Annotated in this window: 21 protein-coding genes; 20 read left to right on the top strand and 1 reads right to left on the bottom strand. The window is 67.2% G+C overall.

All coding sequences use genetic code 11. The features are described 5' to 3' along the window. Window positions 1-2: 2 nt before the first annotated feature. The 20 genes from BDD16_RS09965 (at window position 3) to BDD16_RS09870 (ending at window position 20,308) form a co-directional block, all read left to right on the top strand. The gene (locus BDD16_RS09965) at window positions 3-1,931 is read left to right on the top strand and encodes a methyl-accepting chemotaxis protein (protein WP_179633806.1); all 1,929 of its coding nucleotides are present in this window, start codon (window positions 3-5) and stop codon (window positions 1,929-1,931) included. 125 nt (window positions 1,932-2,056) lie between these two features. Further along, window positions 2,057-3,628 carry a chemotaxis protein CheW gene (locus tag BDD16_RS09960; RefSeq protein ID WP_218898052.1) on the top strand — a complete coding sequence of 524 codons (1,572 nt, stop codon included), beginning with the start codon at window positions 2,057-2,059 and terminating at the stop codon, window positions 3,626-3,628. Window positions 3,629-3,665: 37 nt separating this feature from the next. Then, a complete protein-coding gene (locus BDD16_RS09955) occupies window positions 3,666-4,754 on the top strand; it encodes a protein-glutamate methylesterase/protein-glutamine glutaminase (RefSeq protein WP_179633804.1) in 1,089 nt (362 codons plus the stop codon). Window positions 4,755-4,764: 10 nt separating this feature from the next. Next, the gene (locus BDD16_RS09950; protein WP_179633803.1) at window positions 4,765-5,391 is read left to right on the top strand and encodes a HEAT repeat domain-containing protein; all 627 of its coding nucleotides are present in this window, start codon (window positions 4,765-4,767) and stop codon (window positions 5,389-5,391) included. A gap of 4 nt (window positions 5,392-5,395) precedes the next feature. Beyond that, entirely contained in the window at window positions 5,396-6,259 is an 864-nt protein-coding gene (locus BDD16_RS09945; RefSeq protein WP_179633802.1) for a CheR family methyltransferase, read from the top strand. Further along, window positions 6,256-6,687, top strand: coding sequence for a response regulator (locus BDD16_RS09940; RefSeq protein ID WP_179633801.1), 432 nt, complete (start codon window positions 6,256-6,258; stop codon window positions 6,685-6,687). The genes BDD16_RS09945 and BDD16_RS09940 overlap by 4 nt, the downstream gene beginning before the upstream one ends. Continuing rightward, entirely contained in the window at window positions 6,684-8,969 is a 2,286-nt protein-coding gene (locus BDD16_RS09935; RefSeq protein ID WP_179633800.1) for a chemotaxis protein CheA, read from the top strand. Before BDD16_RS09940 ends, BDD16_RS09935 begins: the two co-directional genes overlap by 4 nt. Beyond that, window positions 8,969-9,205: a hypothetical protein gene (locus BDD16_RS09930; protein ID WP_179633799.1), complete on the top strand. Its 237-nt coding sequence runs from the start codon at window positions 8,969-8,971 to the stop codon at window positions 9,203-9,205. Before BDD16_RS09935 ends, BDD16_RS09930 begins: the two co-directional genes overlap by 1 nt. A 32-nt stretch (window positions 9,206-9,237) precedes the next feature. Beyond that, complete coding sequence (locus tag BDD16_RS09925; RefSeq protein WP_179633798.1) at window positions 9,238-9,603, top strand: response regulator; 366 nt, start codon at window positions 9,238-9,240, stop codon at window positions 9,601-9,603. Window positions 9,604-9,610: 7 nt separating this feature from the next. Then, window positions 9,611-10,825, top strand: a complete 1,215-nt coding sequence (locus tag BDD16_RS09920; protein WP_179633797.1) for a methyl-accepting chemotaxis protein — start codon at window positions 9,611-9,613, stop codon at window positions 10,823-10,825. A 17-nt stretch (window positions 10,826-10,842) separates the two neighbouring features. Further along, the gene (locus tag BDD16_RS23305; protein ID WP_179633796.1) at window positions 10,843-12,033 is read left to right on the top strand and encodes a methyl-accepting chemotaxis protein; all 1,191 of its coding nucleotides are present in this window, start codon (window positions 10,843-10,845) and stop codon (window positions 12,031-12,033) included. 13 nt (window positions 12,034-12,046) lie between these two features. Then, window positions 12,047-12,424 (top strand): response regulator, encoded by a 378-nt coding sequence (locus BDD16_RS09910; RefSeq protein ID WP_179633795.1) that lies wholly within the window; start codon window positions 12,047-12,049, stop codon window positions 12,422-12,424. Window positions 12,425-12,443: 19 nt separating this feature from the next. Further along, complete coding sequence (locus BDD16_RS09905) at window positions 12,444-13,307, top strand: STAS domain-containing protein (protein ID WP_179633794.1); 864 nt, start codon at window positions 12,444-12,446, stop codon at window positions 13,305-13,307. 3 nt (window positions 13,308-13,310) lie between these two features. Continuing rightward, window positions 13,311-13,733 (top strand): STAS domain-containing protein, encoded by a 423-nt coding sequence (locus tag BDD16_RS09900; RefSeq protein ID WP_179633793.1) that lies wholly within the window; start codon window positions 13,311-13,313, stop codon window positions 13,731-13,733. Beyond that, window positions 13,714-14,121: an anti-sigma regulatory factor gene (locus tag BDD16_RS09895; RefSeq protein ID WP_179633792.1), complete on the top strand. Its 408-nt coding sequence runs from the start codon at window positions 13,714-13,716 to the stop codon at window positions 14,119-14,121. Before BDD16_RS09900 ends, BDD16_RS09895 begins: the two co-directional genes overlap by 20 nt. Before the next feature lie 4 nt (window positions 14,122-14,125). Beyond that, window positions 14,126-14,578: an ATP-binding protein gene (locus BDD16_RS09890; protein ID WP_179633791.1), complete on the top strand. Its 453-nt coding sequence runs from the start codon at window positions 14,126-14,128 to the stop codon at window positions 14,576-14,578. After that, window positions 14,575-15,222, top strand: a complete 648-nt coding sequence (locus tag BDD16_RS09885) for a SpoIIE family protein phosphatase (RefSeq protein WP_179633790.1) — start codon at window positions 14,575-14,577, stop codon at window positions 15,220-15,222. Before BDD16_RS09890 ends, BDD16_RS09885 begins: the two co-directional genes overlap by 4 nt. Continuing rightward, the gene (locus BDD16_RS09880) at window positions 15,222-16,571 is read left to right on the top strand and encodes a two-component system sensor histidine kinase NtrB (RefSeq protein WP_179633789.1); all 1,350 of its coding nucleotides are present in this window, start codon (window positions 15,222-15,224) and stop codon (window positions 16,569-16,571) included. The genes BDD16_RS09885 and BDD16_RS09880 overlap by 1 nt, the downstream gene beginning before the upstream one ends. A gap of 55 nt (window positions 16,572-16,626) precedes the next feature. Next, window positions 16,627-17,871 (top strand): NAD(P)/FAD-dependent oxidoreductase, encoded by a 1,245-nt coding sequence (locus BDD16_RS09875; RefSeq protein ID WP_179633788.1) that lies wholly within the window; start codon window positions 16,627-16,629, stop codon window positions 17,869-17,871. Between the two features lie 91 nt (window positions 17,872-17,962). Beyond that, on the top strand, window positions 17,963-20,308 hold the full coding sequence (locus BDD16_RS09870; protein ID WP_179633787.1) for a putative bifunctional diguanylate cyclase/phosphodiesterase: 2,346 nt from the start codon (window positions 17,963-17,965) through the stop codon (window positions 20,306-20,308). Here the strand turns inward: BDD16_RS09870 and BDD16_RS09865 are convergent. After that, window positions 20,292-21,461, bottom strand: coding sequence for a zinc-binding metallopeptidase family protein (locus BDD16_RS09865; RefSeq protein WP_179633786.1), 1,170 nt, complete (start codon window positions 21,459-21,461; stop codon window positions 20,292-20,294). The two genes, BDD16_RS09870 and BDD16_RS09865, sit on opposite strands and share 17 nt — an antisense overlap. Between the last annotated feature and the right edge of the window lie 70 nt (window positions 21,462-21,531).

The following is a 21,531-nucleotide window of genomic DNA, read 5'->3' as shown; positions in this document are numbered from 1 at the left end:
TCATGGCGCTGGTCACCAAATCACGAGAATCCGCACAACCCGCTGCCGCCACGCCTGTGGTCGCCAAGGGATTGACCCGCAGCATGACGCGCGACGCCGAAGCGAACCGCAAACGCGCACGCACGATGGCCAAACAACAGCAGGCCGCCGAGCGGGTGGCCAGCGCGACCAGCCAACTGTCGGCCGGCATCAACGAGGCCGCCTCCGCGTCAGAAGAACTCAAGCGCGCCTCTGACCTGATTGCCAGCGGAGCCGAAGAAGCCTCAGGCGCCGCGCAGGAGTCGCTGGCCGCCATCACCCAGGTCTCCAGCTCGATCGTGCGACAGCTCAATGCGGTCAGTCTGGCCCAGTCCAAGGCCCAGAGCATGCAGACCATGACCGGCCGCATCGACGGCGAAGTGCGCAGCACGGTCACCAATGTCACCCTGGCCGCGCGCCGCCAGGCCGAGTCCGTCAAGATGGTGGCCGAGCTGGAGCGCCAGGCGGCCAACATCGGCGACATCGTCAAGGCCGTGGCGCGCATCGCAGACCAGACCAACCTGCTCGCGCTGAATGCCGCCATCGAAGCCGCCCGCGCCGGCCAGCACGGCAAGGGCTTCGCCGTCGTCGCGGACGAGGTGCGCACGCTGGCCGAAACCAGCGAGAAGAGCGCCAAGCAGATCCAGGACCTGGTGGGTCAGATCCAGGGCGAGGTCAAGACCATCGCCAGCGGCATCAACCAGTCGGCCGACGCCATTCAGACCGAGGTAGAGAAGAGCGGCACCATCCTGAAGCAACTGGAGCAGATCCGCGTCGATGCGACCGAGATCGTCACCGGTTCGGCCGAGATCGCGTCCGCCGCCCAGCAGTCCAGCGTCGCCGCCCAGCAAGCGCTCAAGGGGGCGGAGCAGATCGCCTCGGCGTCCACCGAGCAGTCCTCGGCCTGCGAGGAAGCCGCCAAGACTGCCGAGGAGCAGAGCGCCGCGCTGGCCGAATGCGAGCAGACCGCCCAGAACCTGTCGGAGATCGCCGACGACCTGAAGAACTCGTCGGACATCGGCAAGAGCGCCGAGGAAGTGGCCAGCGCCGCCGAGGAACTCTCCAGTGCGGTCCAGGAAATCAACCGCTCGGCCGCCCAGATCATGGTGGCGCTGGAGCAGATCCGAAAGGGTGCGCAGGCCCAGGCGTCCGCCACCACCGAGTCGGCCGCCGCGGTCGTCCAGATCGAAAAAGGCGCGCAGGTCGCCGAAGAACGTGCCCGCAACGCCCGTGAACGCGCCGGCGCCATCAAGGGCCTGATGGGCGAAAACCGGCGGCTGATCGACAGCCTGGTCGGCAGCATCACCTCCAGCGTCAGCTCCACCCGCACCAGCCTGCAACAGATCAAGGAGCTGGAACTGGTGAGCCGCAAGATCGACAAGATCGTGGACGCGATCACGCAGGTGTCGATCCAGACCAACATGCTCGCCGTCAATGGCTCGATCGAAGCGGCCCGCGCAGGCGAGTACGGCAAGGGCTTCGTCGTCGTCGCCACCGACATCCGCAACCTCGCCCACGATTCGGCCGAAAACGCCGACCGGATCAAAGATCTGGTCAAGAGCATCCAGGACCAGATCGGCATGGTGGGCCGCGACCTGACCGAGATCACGGCCTCGGCCCTCAGCGAAGTGGACAAGGCCCGCTCGATCACCAGCAACCTGCTGCTGATGGACGGGGACGTGATCGAAGTCGAGAAAGGCAATGCGGAAGCCGCCCTCGCCGCCCAGGAGATCGTCACCGCACTGGCGCAGGTGAAGGTCGCCGTTGACCAGGTCGCCTCGGCCGCCCAGGAAGCCGAGCGTGCCGCCGAACAAGCCGCCACCGCCGCAAAGCAGCAGTCCCAGGGCGCAGAGGAGCTGTCGGCCGCCATCGAGGAAATCGCCTCGCTGGCTGACGAACTGCAGAGCAACTGAGGAGGCGCTCCGTGCCTGTCACCGAATTCGAGACGGCTCGCGAGCCCGGCGCCGACCCCCACGCTGCCCAGGAGCCCTCCACGGCGCAGGGCCTCCAGTTCGTCACGTTCTCCGTGGCCAACGAGATGTTCGCCGTGCCGATGGCACCGGTTCAGGAAATCATCCGGGTGCCCGACGTGGCCCGGATGCCGCTGACCCCTGCCGCGCTGGACGGGCTATCGAACCTGCGCGGCCGGGTACTGCCCATCATCAACCTGCGCCGGCTGTTCAACACCGCAGAGCGCGTCAACGACGATGCCAGCCGCGCGCTGGTGATCAACCTCGGCCAGTCGCTGGGCTTCGTCGTGGACCGGGTCTCCAGCGTGATCAGCATCGACGCGGGCGACATCGAGCCCGTGCGGTCGATCCAGTCGGTCGTGCAGGCCGACTACCTCACGGGCGTGATCAACCGGACCGGGCCCGATGGCCAGCGCCAGTTGCTGCTGGTGCTGGACTTCGCACGGCTGGTGCAACAGCATTTCACGCAGATCAGCACCCGCCAGGTCGGTGGCTCGCACCAATCGGCCGAGCCATCGAAGTCGGCTGACGCGGACAGCGAACACGCTTCGGACGAACTGCGCCTGGTGAGCTTCACCGTCTGCGGCCAGGAATACGCCATCGACATCGCCGATGTGCAGGAAATCGTCCAGGTACCCAGCACGATCACCGCAGTGCCCAACACGCCGGCGCACGTGCTCGGGCTGATCTCGCTGCGCCAGCGTCTGCTGCCGCTGGTGAGCCTGCGCACGCTGTTCGATCTGGCGCCCGCCGAGTTGACCGAGCACCACCGCATCGTCGTCGTCGCCCTGCCCGGCGGCGGCCAGATCGGGCTGGTGACGGACTCGGTGAAGGAGGTGCTGAGCGTACCGCGCAGCCAGGCCGACGCGATGCCCGGCCTGCTGGCGCGCGACGAGCAGCTGCAGGAGTTCTCCTCGATCTGCAGGCTCGACAACGGCCGGCGCCTGGTGTCGATCATCGCCACCGACAAGCTGCTCGGCATGCCCGCCATCAGCGAGGCCCTGCAGATGTCCAGGACCGACCCGGCTCACCACGCATTCACGCACGACACCGACATGAACGCCTCGATCTCTTCCAACGCCGCCGCGTCCAGCACACAACCCGACGATGACGACGCCCAGGTGGTGATCTTCCGGCTCGGCGCCGAGGAGTTCGGTGTGCCGATCATGAGCGTGCAGGAAATCGTCCGATTGCCGGATACGCTGACGCGGGTGCCCAAGACGCCCCGCTTCGTCGAGGGCGTGATCAACCTGCGCGGCACCGTGCTGCCGGTGATCGACCAGCGCACGCGCCTGGGCATGCCCGCCATCGAGCGCAATGACCGCCAGCGCATCATGGTCTACACGCTCAACGGGCTGCGCACCGGCTTCATCGTCGATTCGGTGGCCGAGGTGCTGCGCATTCCGCGCCAGCACATCGACCCCGCACCGCGACTTTCCGACGAGCAGATGAGCCTCATCGGGCGTGTGGCCAAGCTCGACGGCGAGCGGCGGCTGGTGATGCTGATCGACCCGAACCAGTTGCTGGCCGCCCGCGAGATCCAGGCCATGAACACCATGGCCGAGCCAGGCACCGAACCCTCGCACCCGCAGTCACCTCAGCACCCGGATGAACCGCGCCGACTGGCACGGGCAGCCTGATCCGCACGCGCTCCCCCACGGAAGGAAGCACAGCGACATGTCCAAGGTTCTGGTGGTAGACGATTCGGCGCTGATGCGGCGCCTGCTGAGCACCGTGCTGACCCAGGAAGGCCACGAGGTCACCACAGCCCGCAATGGCCGGGAAGGGATCGAGCGGCTGATCGAGTGGGAGCCCGACGTGGTCACGCTCGACATCAACATGCCCGAGATGGACGGGCTGACGGCGCTGTCACTGATGATGCAGGCGCGACCAACGCCGGTCGTGATGGTGTCGTCGCTGACCGAGCAGGGTGCCCAGGCCACCATTGAGGCGCTGGCGCTTGGTGCGGTGGACTTCATCGCCAAACCGGGCGGCACGATCTCGCTGAGCATCGACCAGATCGCGCTCCAGTTGCTTCAGAAAGTGCGCACGGCGGCGCAGTCACGCATGCGCAGGCCCTCGACGCGCCCGCCCCTGGCAACACGCCCGGTCAGTACACCGAACCCGGCGCCCGTGCGCGCCCCCTCGCACGCGGGCACCCGCCTCGGCACCAGCGCTGCCGCCTTGCCAGGGCTGGTCGTGATCGGCGTTTCCACGGGCGGGCCGCGGACGCTGGAGGACATCCTGCCGCAGTTGCCAGCGAACTTTCCCTGGCCAGTGCTGCTGGCCCAGCACATGCCCGGCAACTTCACCCAGGCGTTCGCGCAGCGCATGGATCGGCTGTGCGCCCTGCAGGTCTGCGAAGCCTCGACGCAGATGCCCATCGAGCCGGGCCACATCTACATCGGCCGTGGCAACACCGACATGGTCGTGGTCGAGCGCCTTGGACGGCTGATGGTCCAGCCGCACCCGGAAACGCCCGGCCACCTCTGGCACCCGTCGGTGGACGTGCTCATGGAAAGCGCGATGCGGGTGATGCCGGCGCAGAAACTGGTCGGCGTGCTGCTGACCGGCATGGGCTACGACGGCGCCCGCGCGATGGCCGAACTCAAGTCTGCCGGCGGAAGGACGATTGCAGAGTCAGAAGAGACCGCGGTCGTGTTCGGCATGCCGTCAGAACTGATCGAGCGTGGGGGTGCCAGCGTGGTGCTGCCCTGTGGTGACGTGACCCGCCAACTGCGTCACTGGATCCAGAAAACCGCATGAAGGCCATCTGATGGGACTGCGCAAGAACTCCGAACTCGACCCGCTGCGCCCGGTCATTGACCGAGCACTGCCCCGCGATGCCCAGGGCCTGATCGCCCAGTTGCGCAGCCCGGAAATCGAACTGCGGCGCTGGGCGGCGCGCGACTTGGCCGCCCACCCCGACACGGTCAGAGCGCTAGGCGAACAGTTGTTGCAGGAGCAGGACAGTAGCGTGCGCGAAGCGCTGTTCACCTCGCTGGGCACCATGGCCACGCCGGACAGCGTGAGCGCGCTGCTGCCACTGCTGCGCCGCGACGACGCGCAGTTGCGCAACCGGGCGATCGAGGCGCTGGCCGGCATGCCGCGCGCGGTCGCACCCCGCATCACTGCGCTGCTCGGTGACACCGATGTGGATGTCCGGATTTTCACGGTCAACCTGCTGGGCGAACTCCGCCACGAGCAGGTGCCTCAGTGGCTGCTGATGGTGCTGGCCAACGAGCAGGAGGTGAACGTGGTGGCCGCCGCGATTGATGTGCTGGCCGAAGTGGGCCAGCCCGAGCATGTAGCGGCCCTGCGCGCCACCCGACAGCGTTTTGCCCAGGATCCATTCATCGGCTTCACCGCTGACATGGTCATCGCCCGCATCGAGTCACCCTGACCCCATGAGAACCGCCGTCACCCAACCCGTCATCACGGACTCGGACTTCCTCAAATTCAGGGAATTCTTCTACCGCAAGACCGGCATCTATTTCGAGGACAACAAGCGCTATTTCGTGGACAAGCGGCTGATCGACCGCATCGAGGCCACCCGCGCGGACAACTTCCGATCGTACTTCATCGCATTGCGTTTCGAGGCCGACGGGGCCGAGCTGCAGCAACTGGTCAACGCGATGACGGTCAACGAGACCTACTTCTTCCGCGAGTTCTACCAGTTCGACTGTCTGGTCAGGGACATGCTCGCCGAGGTCGTGCGCCACAAGCGCCCGGGCAGCCGCATCCGGATCTGGTCGATCCCGTCGTCCACCGGCGAGGAGCCGTACTCGATCGCGATCTACCTGCTGGAACGCTGGCCGCTGATCGACCAGTACGAGGTGGAGATCCTGTCGTCGGACATCGACACGACCGTGCTGAGTGCGGCGCAGCGCGGGGTGTACTCGGCGCGCTCGGTCGGCCAGTTGCCCAAACCCTACCTGGACAAATACTTCCACCGCCGCTCGGACAACGAGTTCGAGATCTCGCGCGACCTGGTCGCGGCGGTGGACTTCAGCCGCGTCAACCTCAGCGACGCCAATGACACGCGCCGGTTCCGCGACATCGATGTCATCTTCTGTCGCAACCTGCTGATCTATTTCGACGACCTGTCGCGCCGCCTGGCGGCAGAGGCCATGTACGACGCCCTCACGCCGGGCGGCTTTGTCTGCCTGGGCCACTCGGAATCGATGAGCCGCATCTCGTCGCTCTACACCGTGCGCCGTTTCCCGGACGCAATGGTCTACCAGAAACCCATGTCGGGGAACCGCTCATGAAGAACATCCTCGTGGTTGATGACGCCGCCACTGTGCGCATGTACCACCGCAAGATGCTCGGCGACGCCGGCTGGCACGTCGAGGAGGCCGTCAATGGCCTCGAAGCACTGGAGCGGGTGATGAACCAGCCGCCGGAACAGCCATTCGATCTGTACGTGGTGGACATCAACATGCCCAAGATGGACGGCTACACCTTCGTGCGGGAGCTGCGGCGCCTGCCTCATGGGGCCCAGGCGCCCGTGCTGATGGTCTCCACCGAAGCGCAGCCCCAGGACGCCCTGGTCGCGGAGGAAGCCGGGGCCAACGGCTACCTGATCAAGCCCGCCCGACCACAGGGGCTGGTACTGACCGCCGCCCTGATGCTCGGGGATGCCGAGGCGGCCCGGCGGGCAGCCGATGCCCAGTCGTTGCAAGGAGTGCGGGCATGAGTCTGAATTCGACGGAACTGCTCGACCAGTTCATCCTGGAGTCGCGCGAGTGCCTGGAACGTGTCGGCCAGCGACTGCTGGACGTGGAGAAGGCCCCACAGGACCCCGACCTGCTCAACGACCTGTTCCGGCAAGTCCACACCCTCAAGGGCAACTGCGGACTGTTCGAGTTCAAGGCGCTGGAGCTGGTGGTCCATGCCGGGGAAGACGTGCTGGACCGCATCCGCAACGGCCGCCTGTCGTACAACGAATCGATCGCCGACGCGCTGCTGGAGGCGATGGACTACACCGCCTCGCTGATCGACGTGATCGAGGCCGAAGGTACCCTGCCTGAAGGCACGCAGGACCGTGCGCGCCTGCTGGCCGCCGCGCTGCGGGACCAGATTGGCGAGCCGGTTGTAGCCCCTGTGGCAGGACGGAGCGAGGCGGCCCTGGCCGCGCCCGACTGGTCGAACCCGCTGCCCGCCGAGTGGCGCCAGCCCGGGCGGGTGCTCGTGCGCTACGTGCCCGAAGAGACCTGCTTCTTCAAGGGCGAAGATCCCTGGCACCTGGCCCGCACGGCGCCGGGGCTGCTGCACCTGGACGTGCGGCCAAACGCGCCGTGGCCCGAGGGCGATCAGTTCGACTGCTACGCCTGCAACCTGGACATTCGCCTGGTGAGCGAAGCACCTCTGGCCGAGGTCGAGGCCCACTTCCGCTATGTGCCAGAACAGGTGGACTACTGGCGCGTGCTGGCGCCCCCGGTGGCCGTCGCTGTACCCACCCCGGCTCCCCACGTGGACCTGCTGAATACCCGTCTCCAGCAGGTGTGGGACGACCAGCGCCGCTTGCTGGGCCGCACCGGGGTTTCGGCTGGCACGGTGGCTGCCGTGCGGCAGACGCTGGCGAACCTGCTGGCCTGCCGGGACGATCATGCGCTCGTCAGTCAGGCCCGCACGGCGTTGCAGGGGCTGGCACCGGGCCCGGTGCCGCTGGCGCAATGGGCACAGCAGTACCACCCCGATGGACACGGTCACGCCCACCCGCCCGGCCACCCGCAGGCGATGCCGCAGCCCCCCCGCCGCAACGCGACCCACCCGACTGCCGAGGAGGGCGGCGCCGAGCGCGGCCAGAAGGTGCTCAAGGTGTCGCAGGACAAGATCGACCGACTCATGGAGCTGATCGGCGAGATGGTGGTGGCCAAGAACGCCCTGCCCTACCTGGCCACGCGGGCTGAGTCGCTGTTCGGACAGCGGGAACTGGCCCGCGAGATCAAGACCCAGTATTCGGTGATCAACCGCATCGCCGAGGACATGCAGCACGCCATCATGCAGGTGCGCATGCTGCCGGTCGGCATCATCTTCCAGCGCTTCGGTCGGCTCGTGCGCGACTTGAGCAAGAAGCTCGGCAAGGACGTCAGCCTGGTCATCGAGGGCGAGGACACCGAAGCGGACAAGAACGTCATCGAGTCGCTGGCGGATCCGCTGATCCACATCCTGCGCAACAGCCTGGACCATGGGCTGGAAACGCCGGAGGTTCGCCTGGCCGCCGGCAAACCCGCCCAGGGCACACTGCGCGTCGCGGCGCGTCAGGAAGGCGACCGCGTGATGCTCACCATCAGCGACGACGGCACCGGCATCGACACCGACCGCGTGCGTCTCAAGGCAGTCGAACGCGGCCTGATCCCCTCGGACCGGGCCTCCAGCCTGACCGAGACCGAAGCAGTGCAACTGGTGTTCCTGCCAGGGTTCTCCACCTCCGACGCGATCTCGGACCTGTCCGGGCGCGGCGTCGGCATGGACGTGGTGCGCAACGCAGTCGAGCGCATCAACGGCCAGGTCGAACTCGACAGCGTGCGCGGCCAGGGCACCACGGTGCGGTTGACGCTGCCGCTGTCGATGGCGGTCACCAACGTGATGATGATCGAGGCAGGCGAGCGCCGGTTCGGCGTGCCGATGGACCTGATCGTCGAGACGGTGCGGGTGCCAGCCGAGGACATCCACCACTTCAAGCGTTCTCAGACCACCGTGCTGCGCGGGCGCATCGTGCCGCTGCGGGCGCTGAACGAGCTGCTGGGCCTGGACTGCGCGCCCCGGCCGAACGAGGACGGCGAACTGGCCGTGCTGGTGGTGCGGCTCGGCAGCGAAAACGTCGGCTTGCTGGTGGACAACTTCCACGGCACCTCCGACATCATCCTCAAGCCGCTCGAAGGCGTGCTGACCGGCATCACCGGGTTTGCTGGCACGGCGCTGATGGGCGACGGCAGCGTGCTGATGATCCTCAACCCGAAGGAGCTTGTCTGATGGGCATCCGGTATCTGAAAAAGTCGGCCACCCTGCAGGGCCTGGTGAGCGCGGAAGACGCTGAAATTCTTCTGGAATGGCTCAAGTCCCGACCTGGATCGGCCGTAAACGTGACACGGTGCCAGCAGATGCACGCCGCCGTCCTGCAAGTACTGCTGGCCCTGCGCCCGCGGATCATCGGCCAGCCGGCGGATCCGTGGCTGCAGGCTGTGCTGGCCGCCCCCCGATCGAACTGACCTGACACCTTCTGCGCCAACCGAGAATTCCGATGAAACACGTTTTTCTGGTCGATGATTCCGCCACCATGCTGATGAGCCTGAAAGGCACGCTGGAGATCAGCGGGTTCAAGGTTGACACGGCCAGCGACGGCCAGGCAGCACTGGGCAAGCTAAAGGCCGGCCTCAAGCCCGACCTCATCATCACGGACATCAACATGCCCAAGATGGACGGCATCGAGCTGATCCGCGAAGCCCGCAAGCTGCTGCGCTTCACACCCATCCTGGCGCTGACGACAGAAAGCCAGCAAGGCAAGCGTGATGAAGCCAAGAAAAATGGCGCCACCGGCTGGCTGGTCAAGCCCGTCGGTGGTGCCGATCTGGTCAAGGTCATCAGACAAGTCATTCCGGGGGCATGAAACCAGCATGAAGATCATGCTGACGCCATCAACCTTCACGCCCTGGCGTCGTTTGACATGGCGTGACCTGGGCGTGCTGCTTGTCAGTGCACTGGCCTTGCTGCTGCAACAGCTCTGGCCCGAACGGGTGACATGGACCGGTGTCATGGAAATGCTCGGCGGACTACTGATCGGCCTCGTGCTCGGTCGGTTCCAGAAGCCTCTGCAGACCGCGGGACAGGGCACTGCACACCAAGTCGTGGCGCAGGACATCGGTACGCTGCACCAGGCGCTTGGCATCCTGAAGGCGCAAGTCATGACGACCATCAAGACCTCCGAGCAAGCGGTGCTGTCGATGATGGAGCGCATGCAACGGGTGCATGGCAACGTGGTGCAACTGCATGAGCGCATCGAGCAGGCAGTGGGGCACTCGCACACCCTGTCTGCCGATTCGCTATCAGGTGTGGAACGCCACACAAAAGCGGTGAATACCCTGTCCGAACACCAGAAGGCAGCCGAGTCGGCCGACCTCGAAAACCGCTATCGGATACGGGCCGTGGCGAAGCAAGTCCGCCAACTGATGCCGCTGGCCGAGCTGATCTCGAACATCTCGCGCCAGACCCACCTGCTGTCGCTCAATGCGTCCATCGAAGCCGCTCGGGCGGGGCCGGAAGGCGCCGGCTTCAAAGTGGTCGCCGCCGAGGTCCGCAACCTCTCCGCACAGACGGAAGAAGCCGCTCTGCAGATCACACGGGGCATCTTGCAAGCCGCCGAGCAGATCGACCGGGAAATGGCGGCCGCCGAATCGACACGCGCAGGGGACACCACCCAACAGCTCGGCGAGATCGCCCACCAGATCGAGCTGATGAGCCGCACGCTGTCCGAGACAGTGCCCTACCTGAGCGAGCTGTCGGGCACCATGGACTCAGGCATCCAACTCATGACCCGGGACGTCATCGACACGCTGGGCGACATGCAGTTCCAGGACATCAACCGCCAGATGCTGGAACAGGTGAACAGTGCCTTGAGCAGCCTGTCGGACCATTTTGCCCAGCTCTATCAACTGATCGACGGACAGGCACCGCCACCTCCCGTTCAACTGGAAGAGCTGGTGACCCGCTGGACAGAAAACTACGTGATGCAAAGTCAATGGAGTCCCCACCAGCAGGTGCAGACGAACGAAAAGAATGTCGCCATGCCGACTGAAAACAACGCGATGGGGCCGCCCATCGAGCTTTTCTAGCCGAGGCTCGCCACACAGTGACACAGAACCGGCTCATGAGAACTACCGTCATCCTGAAACAATTCACGACCCTGGAACAGGCGCTGATACTGGTCGGGCTATGCGGAACAGGATTGGTGACGTCCGATCTGCTGCGAACCGGCTGGACACTGGCATCCGACCTGGGCGGGCTGCTGCTGACAGGGTCCGGCGTGCTGTTCTGGTGGAGGACATTGCGCTACCGACTGCAGCGCCAGGCAACGACGCACACCGAGGCTGATACCGGCGTGCGGCAGACCATGGAAGCACTGGACCAGCAGATGCTGCAGCAACTGGACCGTGCAGTCAGCCTGTCGGAAACCTCTTCGCTGAACACCATCGATCGTGTCACGCACCTGCACCAGCTGGCCGGGCGGTTGCTCGACTACCTGCAGACGGCCAACCGGCAGAGCATCGAGATGCAGTCGATGATCGAACACAATGGCTCGATCGCGACCGAGTTTTCCAACTTCGTTCAAGCACTCCCCGAGCAGATCGCACAAGAGCGCGCCTATCTGGAACGACTGGTCACCGAGGTGGGACAACTGTCGTCGATTTCCGAGACCATCCGCGACATGGCCCGCCAGACGGAGATCCTGTCGATCAACGCGGCGATCGCCGCTGCCCATGCCGGCGAGGCTGGCCGCGCGTTCTCGGTGCTGGCCAGCGAGGTCCGGCGTCTGGCACTGCAATCGAGCAACTCCGCCAAGAGCATCGAACAGAACATCCGCCATCTGGTGGATACCGTTCAGGCGCGCCTGGCGGGCGAATTTGCCCAGCGCATGCAGTACAACGAGCGCGAAGTGGCACGGCTGCTGACACTGACCGGCAAGTTCGACGAAGGCTACCTCGACATGCGCCAGTTCTACAACATGCTCCTGACCGCCATCACCGAGCACAACACCGAACTCAGCAAGGGCATTCTGTCCCTGCTTGATGCGGGACAGTACCACGACGTATTCAAGCAGATCATCGGCCGACAGGCACCTGTTTTCGAGCAGCGGCACGCGCTGCTGGGCCACCTGCTCACCCAGGTTGAAAGCGGACAGCCTGATCTGGCCGATCTCGATGCGCGTGCACGGGCACTGCTGGACCAGTACATGACCATCGAGAAAGCACACCGCCCCCCTGATCCGCACACCGACAGTCCTGCAGACCGGACGGTCTCACAGCACATCGAACTGTTCTGACTGCGTCACACACATGCACACCATCCTCCTAGTCGATGACGACGCGCTGTTGCGCGATACCGTGCGCCAGTTGCTTGAACTCGACGGTCACCGGGTCATCGACGTGGCAGGTGGCGCAGCCGGCCTGCTGCACCTGGCCCAGCACGCCTCAGGTGTGGACCTCGTGATCACCGACATGCTGATGCCGGTGATGGATGGGGCGCAATTCATCGTGCAATTGAAGCAGTCCCACCCTGGTCTGCCCGTGATCGCCATCTCCGGGGGGCGCCGGACACTGTCCCCTCAGTTCAATCTCGACACGGCAAATCTGCTCGGAGTGGCAAAATCTCTCCCCAAACCCTTCGGTCGCGATGCCTTGCAAGCCGCAGTCCGTTCGGTGCTACCGCCCTGAATTCCGGAATGGATCACCCATGCCCTCGCCTTCCGTAGCGCCCGCGCTGCAGCAACTGATCTCTGATCACCACGATGAACTGCTGACGGACTGGAAGGCTCGGCTGGGCAGTCCCGCGCTCGCTGGCGCCGACATGGACAGCCTGCATGCGGAGATGAACGAATTGCTGGACGCCCTGCGACACGCCCTCGGACAGACCGACCAGCTGGAGGCCGCCGCCGCCCAGCAGCAACTCGACGGCGTGCTGCGCTCGGCCAGCCAGGTGCGCGCCGCGCGCGGCCAGGCACCGGAAGCCTCCGTCCGGTTTGTCCAGTCGTGCAAGGACGTCCTGCTGGCGCGGCTGATGGCACCCGGTACATGCGACCCGACCCTGCAGACCGAAGCGCTGTGGCGCCTGCAGTCCCTGCTCGACCGCTGCGTGATGACGCTGGTATCGCAATTCGTCACCACGCGAGAATCCGTGATCCGCAGCCAGGCGCAGTCGCTGCTCGACATGTCCACGCCGGTGATCACGCTGTGGGACTCGATCCTGCTGCTGCCGCTGGTGGGCATCGTCGATTCCGTGCGAGCGGTGCAGGTGGCCGAGCGGCTGCTCGAAGCCATCGGGCGCACCGAGGCGGAGGTCACGCTGATCGACGTGACCGGTGTGCCCGTGATGGACACCAGCGTCGCGCGGCACCTGCTGCGCACCGTGGCTGCTGCCGAGATGCTCGGCACGCAGGTGATCCTGACCGGCATCAGCCCGAGCACTGCGCTGACCATGGTCAAGCTCGGGATCGACCTGTCCGCAGTGCCCACCCGCGGCTCGCTCAAGGCGGGCGTGGTCCTGGCGCTGCGCATGACCGGGCGGCAGTTGAACGGCCATCTGCAAAAGGGGGGCTGACCGATGCGCGTACCCCTGCTTCGACTGAACGCCCACATCCTGATCGTGCCCCTGCACGCCGACGTGGATGACGAAGGCGTGCTCAGTTTCCAGAGCGACCTCACAGAACGGGTGGCGCAGGACCAGGTCCGCGGCGTCGTGATCGACGTCAGTGCGCTCGACGTGGTCGATTCGTACATGGCGCGGGTGCTCAACGACACGGCCCGCATGCTGCGCATCCTGGGCGCGTGTGTCGTGGTCTGCGGCGTGCAGCCCGCGGTGGCGCTGACCCTGGTGGAGATGGGCCGCAACCTGGTCGATGTGCCGACCGCCTTCAACCTGGAACGTGCACTCGTCCGACTGGAACGATTGATCGCGGCGACTGATACCGGTGACCTCCTCACTGGACATCTCACAGGAGCGCCCGATGAGTTCGCAAACGATTGAGCTGGCGAACAGCGCCGATCTGCTGCGTGCCCGGCTGGCCGCACGCGCCCTGGCCAAGGACATTGGACTGGGCGTGATGGACCAGACGCGCTTCGCCACGGCGGTGTCCGAGCTGAGCCGCAATGCGCTGGTGTACGCCTCGGGTGGCCGGTGCGAGCTGCGCGACCTCTCCGACCACGCCCAGATCCGGTTGCAGGCCGAGGTGCGCGACAGCGGACCTGGCATCGACGACCTGCAACAGGCCATGAGCGACGGCTTTTCCACCAGCGGAAGCCTGGGTGCCGGCCTGCCGGGCACCCAGCGGCTGGTGGACCACTTCGACATCCAGTCCGGCACGGGCGGCACGGTGGTATGCATCCAGATCGTGCGCCGCCGTCGCCACCACTGAGCCCATGACACGACCACCAGGTCATCTTCAAGACAGTGCGGTCTGCACGGTGGAGCGCGAGACCGACGTGCCGCATGTGGTGGCCGCTGCCCGCCATTTCTGCCTCGACCACGGCCTGTCACCGCTGCTGGCCGCCCATGTCGCGACCGCCGCGTCGGAGCTGGCCAACAACCTGTGGATGCACACCACCCGCGGCGGCACGATCACGCTGCGCTTGCTGCCCCTGTCCTCGTCCCAAGCGCCATCGATGCGCCGCGGGGTCGAGCTGCAGTCCGGTGACGAGGGGCCGGGCATCGTCGACCTGGCCCTGGCGCAGCAGGAGGGCTACAGCACCGGCGGCGGCCTGGGCTGCGGCCTGCCGGGGGTGCAGCGCCTGATGGACGAGTTCGAGATCCGATCGACACCCGGTGTCGGCACCTGGGTGAGGGCCTGCAAGTGGGCGAAGCTCGGCGCATGACCTCGCTGCACTGGGACTGCCTGAGCCAGCCGATCGCGGGCGAGACGGTGTGCGGCGATGTGGTGGCCGTGGTAACTACCGCACCGCCAGCCGCCGTCGGGCACTGGCTGGCGGTCATCGACGGACTCGGCCACGGTCCCGAGGCGGCGCGCGCTGCCCAGGCCGCCCGGAACATCCTGGAACAGACCGCGAATCAGCCCGAACTGGCCGGCCACCCAGACCAGATGCTGCTGCACCTGGACACCGCCCTGGCCGGCACCCGGGGCGCGGCCATCGGGCTGACCTGGATCACACCGGGTCGCTTGCGCCACGCTGGTGTAGGCAACACCAGGACCTTGCGCTGGCGAACAGGTCGGACGCAGCGACTGCCCTCGTCCTACGGCATCGTCGGTGATGGCCAGCTCAGCGCAGGCCACGGCAGCCGCCGGGTGACGGTACTGGACCTCGACTTGCTGCCTGGCGACTGGCTCCTGCTGTTCACCGACGGCCTGGACGAATCGCTGACCGTCGGCGTGATGCTGCCCGAGTGGGTGCGCGAACCCGGACGGCTGTGTCGGCACCTGATGGCGCAAGGACATCCGACGCGCGACGACGCCGCCGTGCTGGTCGCACACGTCCCACCGGATCTGAACGGATCACCGTGATGCTGGAATCGCTGGCACCGACCTACCGGGCGCTGTTCGAGCGCTACCTCTGTGCGAGCGACGACCTGCAGCGCGAGGCGGTGCTGCTGGCTGCCAGTGACCTGGCCAAGTCGCTGCTGCCACATGTCGTCTCGCTCGACGACATGCTCGGCTTGCACCAGCGCACCCAGGCCCTGCTGGCGGAGGACTGGAGCGCTGCGCCGGCAGGCAGCCTGCAAGCGCAGGCCTACCGGCGACTGGCGTCGGGCGACGTGACGCCGCTGATGCTGGCTGTGATGCTGCCTCGGCAACTGGAAGAGACACGCAAGGCCAGCAAACGCTGGCAGGAAGAGCACGGCAAGGTGCTGGTCATGTTCGAGCAGACCGACGACTTCGTGCTGGTGTTCGACGCGCAAGGTCAGCTCGACTACCTGAACCCCGCCTTCAAGCACGCCACCGGCTGGCGGCTGCACCAGGCACGTCCCCGGCAGGCCGAGCTGTGGCCGACCGAGTTGCCTGCACAGCACACCGGCCACTGGACCAACGACCAGATCCGCACCGATGGCACCAGTTTCCCCGCCACCTGGTCGATCTCTCCGATCCGCGACCAGGATGGCCAGTTGCTCAGCCATGTGTGCATCGGGCGCGACATCACCCCGCTGCGGCGACTCGAAGAGCGCGTGCGGCAGAACGACAAGCTGCGCGCCGTCACGACCCTGGCTGCTGGTGTCGCGCACGACTTCAACAACCTGCTGGGCTCGATCATCGGGCTGGCCGAGCTGTGCGCCCTGCAGGCCGAGGCCGGTTCGGCCCAGGCCCGCAACCTGGGCGGCATCCTCCAAGCCAGCAACCGCGCGGCCGGTCTGGTGAAGGAGCTGCTGCACTTCGCGCGCGAAACGCCCCTGCAGCCACACCCAGTCGCGCTCGGGGCATGGCTGCACCACTGCGAGCCACTGCTGGCGGTGAGCTTGCCGCGCCACGTGCCGCTGCGGATCGAGCTGCGGCAGGACGCGGTGGTACTGATCGACGCCGCGCGCATCGAGCAGGTGCTCCTCAACTTGGTCAAGAATGCCGGCTACGCCATGCGCGAACGCAGCGGCGAGGTGCAGCTGGTGGTGGACCGGGTCCGCCTGGAGAACCACCCCGAGGTGGTCCGCATCCAGGTCATCGACCAGGGTGAAGGCATCTTGCCCGAGGACCTGCCACACATCTTCGACCCGTTCTTCACCACCAAGCCTGCAGGTGATGGTTCGGGGCTGGGCCTGTCTGCGGCCCACGGCATCATCCGCCACCACGGCGGACACCTTGAAGTCTCCAGCACCCCCGGGGTTGAAACGGTCTTCGCACTGCTGTTGCCAATGGGCAGTTGACCGGGCAGCCGATACGGACCACTTCTAGAATCCGGAGGCCCTTCCGGAGTTCTCGATGTCCCAGTCTGCCACCCGCCCTGTTTCTGCCACTGTCAGCGCCTTGAGCCTGCCTGCCTCCTGCGATGTGCTGGTCATCGGCGCCGGCCCGTCCGGCAGCGCCTGTGCCGCGACGCTGGCAGCGGCCGGCTGGTCGGTCTGCCTGGTCGATCAGCACGACTTCCCCCGCGAGAAGGTCTGCGGCGACGGCCTGATTCCCGATGCCCATGCCGCGCTGCGGCGACTGGGCGTGCTCGACGAGGTGATGGCGCATGCCCAGCACGTCAGCCATGTGCGCTGCGTGGCGCCGCGCGGCGGGCAGGTCGATGTGCCGGGAACACTGGCCGTGCTGCCGCGCCGGGTGCTGGACCACCTGCTGGTGCAGCACGCGCAGCGCCAGGGCGCGCAACTGGTGACGCCGGTGAAGTTCGACGCGGTGATCGAGGAGAACGGCCGCGTCGTCGGCGCCCGGCTGCGCCAGGGCGAGGCGCGGCCCGAAGTGCGCGCACGCTGGGTGGTGCTGGCCACTGGCGCCGGCGTGCAACCGCTGGTCGCCACGGGACTGTGCACCCGGCGCACCCCGAGCGGCATCGCGCTGCGCGGCTATGTGCACAACCCTTCGCTGGCGGGCCGGCAGACGACGATGGACGTGGTGTGGGACCGGGCGCTGCGACCGGGTTATGGCTGGATCTTTCCGTGTGGGGAGGACACCTACAACATCGGTGTCGGCGCCTTCTTCCGCCAGGGCCAGGCCGCAGACGCCAACCTGCGCCAGATGTTCGACGACTTCACCCGCGTCTACGCCCCGGCCCGCGCGCTGATGGACGGCGGCACATTGCAGGGCGATCTCAAGGGCGCACCGCTGCGCTGCACGCTCGAAGGCGCCGCGAGCGGCCGCCCCGGCCTGCTCGCCACCGGCGAGACCCTGGGCTCGACCTACGATTTCACGGGCGAAGGCATCGGCAAGGCACTCGAAACCGGGCTGATGGCCGCCGATGCGCTCCTGAGCGGCGCGCGGGACGGCCTCGACGAAGCTGCCGTGCGGCAGCGCTACGACCAGCATCTCGCCACGCTGCGGCCGAAATTCGCGCTCTACGAGAAGGCCAACAGCGTCAACCGCCACCCCTGGCTGGCCGATCTGGTGATCTGGCGTGCGCAGCGCAGTGCCTCGCTGCGGCGGCGCATGAGCGGCGTGCTCGACGAGACCTCGAACCCGGGCCACCTGCTGTCGGTGCGCGGCATGCTCCGGCTGCTGGCGCGCTGAACGCCCGCCGGAACACGCAGGGCAGCTTCAGTCGGGCGACACACTGCCGATAGCGCTCGAAGGTGCCGCGTTCCTGCTGGCGCCTGCCCTGATGACGCGCACGCCCGAACCTTCCACTGCTGCACCGCCCGAGTCGCGTCCCCTCCGGTCGGACGCGGAGGATGCGGCCGAGTGGAGTTCCCGGCTCCTGCTGAGCCACTACCAGCACACACCGCAGGCGGTGATTTCGGGCATGGCGCTGTCGGCGCTGATTGCCTGGGTGCTGTGGGGCACCGCTCCGCACGCGAGGCTGGTCCAGTGGCTGGCCGGCGTCGAGACGATGATGGCGCTGCGCCTGCTGGTCGCCCACTATTTCCTGTACGGCGGCGGTCGCGCGCGCTGGTCGATGCGGCAGTGGTGCGCCGTGGCCCACGCCCAGACTGTGCTGAGCGGCGTGAGCTGGGGCACGCTCGGTCTGTTCTATGCCGTGATCGACGACCACGCGGCGCGCACGGCCCTGCTGATGACGCTGATGGGGACGTGCGCAGGCAGCGCGGCGCTGATCGGGTCGATCCGGGGCACGCTGCCGGTGTTCGGCGTGCTCGCGATGGGCCCGCTCATTGGCGTTCTGCTGACCCGCGGCGATCTGACCCAGGTCTACATGGGTGCCGCACTGGTCTATTACGTCTACCTCGTGATGGTCAAGGGACCGTCCCGGATCAGCGGCGCGATGGCGGAACAGCATGCCAACCGCCGTGACCGCGACCGGCTGGTCGCCCGCCTCGAAGACGCCGAGCGGGTCGGCCAGATGGGTCACCTGATCTGGAACGAGGCCGCCCGGTGCTCCACCCTGTCCGCCGAAGCCCAGCGCCAGCTCGGCTTCGACAGTCCGACCGTCGATGACGCACGCCTGCTCTGGGGACGTGTCATCGAGGAGGACCGGAGCCGGGTGATCCAGCTCTCGGCACAGGCCCTGGCGCATGGCGACCGGGAGTTGCGCTTCGACACCAGGATCCTGGGGCCGTTCGGCCTGCGCGACCTGCGGGTGGTGCAACGCTTCGACTACAACCCGACCGGCCACGTCACCCGGACGATGACCACCACCCAGGACATCACCGAGCTGAAGGCCACCCAGCGCGAGCTGCACACGCTGGCCTTCCAGGATGTGCTGACCGGGCTGGTCAACCGTGCCGGCTTCACGCAGCGGCTGCACGATCGGCCGGTGCAGGCCGTGCTGATGCTGGACCTGGACCACTTCAAGTACGTCAACGACACGCTCGGCCACGCCACCGGCGACCGGCTGCTGGTGATGATGGCGCAGCGCCTGGGCACCTGCCTGCGCAGCCAGGACACGATCGCCCGGCTCGGCGGCGACGAGTTCGCCGTGCTGATCCACGACGCAGCGGACCACGGACAGCTCGACCGCATCGCGCGCCGGCTGGTCGAGGCCCTGTCGGCCCCCTGCCGCATCGACGACCACGACATCTTCGTCTCGGCCAGCGTGGGCATCGCGGTACGGGGTTGCGATGGCAGCAGCACCACCACCGATCCCGACACCCTGATGCAGCAGGCCGATACCGCCCTGTTCGCCGCCAAGGCGGGTGGCCGCTCGCGCCACCAGTTCCACTCGGAAGACCTCAGCCAGCGCACCCGCGACCGGGTCACGCTGGAGGCCGATCTGCGCCGTGGCCTTTCCGAACGCCAGTTCAGCGTCCATTTCCAGCCCAAGGTGGCGCTGGCCGATGGCCGCATCGTCGGTGCCGAGGCGCTGCTGCGCTGGCACCATCCGGAGCGCGGGCCGGTCTCGCCCGATGTCTTCATCCCGGTGGCCGAAGACAGCGGACTGATCGTGGCCATCGGCGCCTGGGTGCTGCGCGATGCCTGCGCGGCGGCGGCCGACTGGAACCGCGCCCGTGCGCCGGGCGATCCGCCGCTGCGCATCGCGGTCAACCTCTCGCCGCGCCAGTTCCTCAACCACGACCTGATCGGCACCGTCACCGCGGCACTGGCCCGCACCGGCTGCCGCGCCGAGTGGATCGAGCTGGAGATCACCGAGCGGCTGCTGCTCGACGAACGCGGCCAGGCCGGCGAGACGCTGGACGGCCTGCGTGCCATGGGCCTGACACTGGCGATCGACGACTTCGGCACGGGCCACTCCGCCCTGAGCTACCTGACCAAGTACCCGATCAGCACGCTGAAGATCGACAAGTCCTTCATGCGCGACATCACCACGCGCAGCGACCAGGCCGGCGTCGTGCGCGCCATCATCTCGATGGGCCACAGCCTGCAGCTCGACCTGGTCGCCGAGGGCGTCGAGACCAAGGAACAGGCGTGTTTCCTGCGCGAACAGGGTTGCGCGCTGGCGCAGGGCTGGCTCTTCGGACGCCCCATGCCGCGCCACGACTTCACGGCCCTGCTGCTCGCCAGGGCCGCCGTGGAACTCACGCCGACCGCGTGACCACCCGGTGCACCAGGTGCAGCTTGCGCACCACCGTCTGGCTCAGCACGAAGGGGTAGAAGTCCGGCTCGCCCATGCTGCGCGAGAGTTCGTTGAGCAGCGCCGTCAGCTCGACCCAGGCATTCACCAGCCGCAGGAATTCCGCATCCGGCTGCGCCAGCACCGCCTCGTCGAAGGGCTCCACATCGACCTCGACATCGTCCGCGTCCAGCCCGAAGCTCAGGCCCGTGTCGAGCGCATCGACCATGTGCAGGTAATGCGCCCAGGTCTCGGCCCAGTCCTCCCAGGGGTGGCAGCTCGCGTAGGCGCTGACGTGCCAGTCGGCCCAGTCCGGCGGCGGGCCGAGCCGGTAGTTGCGCTCCAGCGCGGCGCGGTAGTCGGCGCGCTCGTCGCCGAAGGTCTGGCGGAAGGCGGGCAGCCAGGCGGTCGTGGCCACCAGACGGTCCCAGTAATAGTGGCCGACCTCGTGCCGGAAATGGCCCAGCAGCGTGCGGTAGGGCTCGCGCAGGCTGGCGCGGATGCGCTCGCGGGTGGGGTCGTCGGCCTCGTCGGCGTTGAGCGTGACGATGCCGCTGGCGTGGCCGGTGAGCACGGGCTGGCCATCGAGCGGGCGCAGGAAGTCGAAGGCCAGCCCGCGCTGCGTGTCCTCGCCGCCCGCACCGGCCAGCCGTGACTGCACCGGCAGGCCCAGCGCCAGCAACTGCGACACCAGCCGGCGCTTGGCCTGCTCGATCAGCGCCCAGTCGCGCTGGTTCTCGGCCACGGTCTGGTCCGGGATGACGCGGTTCAGGCGGCAGGCCACGCAGAACAGTGGCCGCTCGCCCGCGCCATTGCGCTCGTCGTCCGGCACGAGCCAGTTGCAGTTGGCGGCGGACACGGCGTTGGCGCAGCGGTGGAACTGCCGCGCGCTGCGCAGGTGCAGCGACGACGCCGGCCGGGCCTCGATCAGCGCATCGCCGCGCACATCCAGCGCCAGCAGCCGCCGCTGCGCCGGGTCATAGCCGAGCGCACGCCCGCACGACAGACAGCCGCTGTTGCGGAAGAACACCGGCGCGCTGCAGAGGCAGCGGAATGCACGCAGCGTGCGCGGCTGGCGCTGGGCACGCCAGCGGTCCGCCAGGTGGCGGCCGAGCTGCGTCAGGAAAGCATCCATTGATCGAACTCCCGGGATTGCAAGACTGGAAAGCGCTGGAAAGGCTTGGGCGGCATGGTAATGTCTCGGC

This window comes from Sphaerotilus montanus, from assembly GCF_013410775.1.
In the GTDB taxonomy this organism is placed as follows: domain Bacteria; phylum Pseudomonadota; class Gammaproteobacteria; order Burkholderiales; family Burkholderiaceae_C; genus Sphaerotilus; species Sphaerotilus montanus.
Note: the sequence above shows the minus strand (reverse complement) of the source record. Positions and strands in the feature narration are given on the sequence as shown.

Bases quoted from the DNA above. Each gene is read 5' to 3' on its own strand.
- BDD16_RS09865 (WP_179633786.1), bottom strand. From the start codon at position 21,461: ATGGATGCTTTCCTGACGCAGCTCGGCCGCCACCTGGCGGACCGCTGG.
- BDD16_RS09880 (WP_179633789.1), top strand. From the start codon at position 15,222: ATGCTGGAATCGCTGGCACCGACCTACCGGGCGCTGTTCGAGCGCTAC.
- BDD16_RS09920 (WP_179633797.1), top strand. From the start codon at position 9,611: ATGAAGATCATGCTGACGCCATCAACCTTCACGCCCTGGCGTCGTTTG.
- BDD16_RS09950 (WP_179633803.1), top strand. From the start codon at position 4,765: ATGGGACTGCGCAAGAACTCCGAACTCGACCCGCTGCGCCCGGTCATT.
- BDD16_RS09955 (WP_179633804.1), top strand. From the start codon at position 3,666: ATGTCCAAGGTTCTGGTGGTAGACGATTCGGCGCTGATGCGGCGCCTG.
- BDD16_RS09890 (WP_179633791.1), top strand. From the start codon at position 14,126: ATGACACGACCACCAGGTCATCTTCAAGACAGTGCGGTCTGCACGGTG.
- BDD16_RS09900 (WP_179633793.1), top strand. From the start codon at position 13,311: ATGCGCGTACCCCTGCTTCGACTGAACGCCCACATCCTGATCGTGCCC.
- BDD16_RS09935 (WP_179633800.1), top strand. From the start codon at position 6,684: ATGAGTCTGAATTCGACGGAACTGCTCGACCAGTTCATCCTGGAGTCG.
- BDD16_RS09930 (WP_179633799.1), top strand. From the start codon at position 8,969: ATGGGCATCCGGTATCTGAAAAAGTCGGCCACCCTGCAGGGCCTGGTG.
- BDD16_RS09945 (WP_179633802.1), top strand. From the start codon at position 5,396: ATGAGAACCGCCGTCACCCAACCCGTCATCACGGACTCGGACTTCCTC.
- BDD16_RS09925 (WP_179633798.1), top strand. From the start codon at position 9,238: ATGAAACACGTTTTTCTGGTCGATGATTCCGCCACCATGCTGATGAGC.
- BDD16_RS09870 (WP_179633787.1), top strand. From the start codon at position 17,963: ATGACGCGCACGCCCGAACCTTCCACTGCTGCACCGCCCGAGTCGCGT.
- BDD16_RS09960 (WP_218898052.1), top strand. From the start codon at position 2,057: ATGTTCGCCGTGCCGATGGCACCGGTTCAGGAAATCATCCGGGTGCCC.
- BDD16_RS09895 (WP_179633792.1), top strand. From the start codon at position 13,714: ATGAGTTCGCAAACGATTGAGCTGGCGAACAGCGCCGATCTGCTGCGT.
- BDD16_RS09910 (WP_179633795.1), top strand. From the start codon at position 12,047: ATGCACACCATCCTCCTAGTCGATGACGACGCGCTGTTGCGCGATACC.
- BDD16_RS09905 (WP_179633794.1), top strand. From the start codon at position 12,444: ATGCCCTCGCCTTCCGTAGCGCCCGCGCTGCAGCAACTGATCTCTGAT.
- BDD16_RS09875 (WP_179633788.1), top strand. From the start codon at position 16,627: ATGTCCCAGTCTGCCACCCGCCCTGTTTCTGCCACTGTCAGCGCCTTG.
- BDD16_RS09965 (WP_179633806.1), top strand. From the start codon at position 3: ATGGCGCTGGTCACCAAATCACGAGAATCCGCACAACCCGCTGCCGCC.
- BDD16_RS09940 (WP_179633801.1), top strand. From the start codon at position 6,256: ATGAAGAACATCCTCGTGGTTGATGACGCCGCCACTGTGCGCATGTAC.
- BDD16_RS09885 (WP_179633790.1), top strand. From the start codon at position 14,575: ATGACCTCGCTGCACTGGGACTGCCTGAGCCAGCCGATCGCGGGCGAG.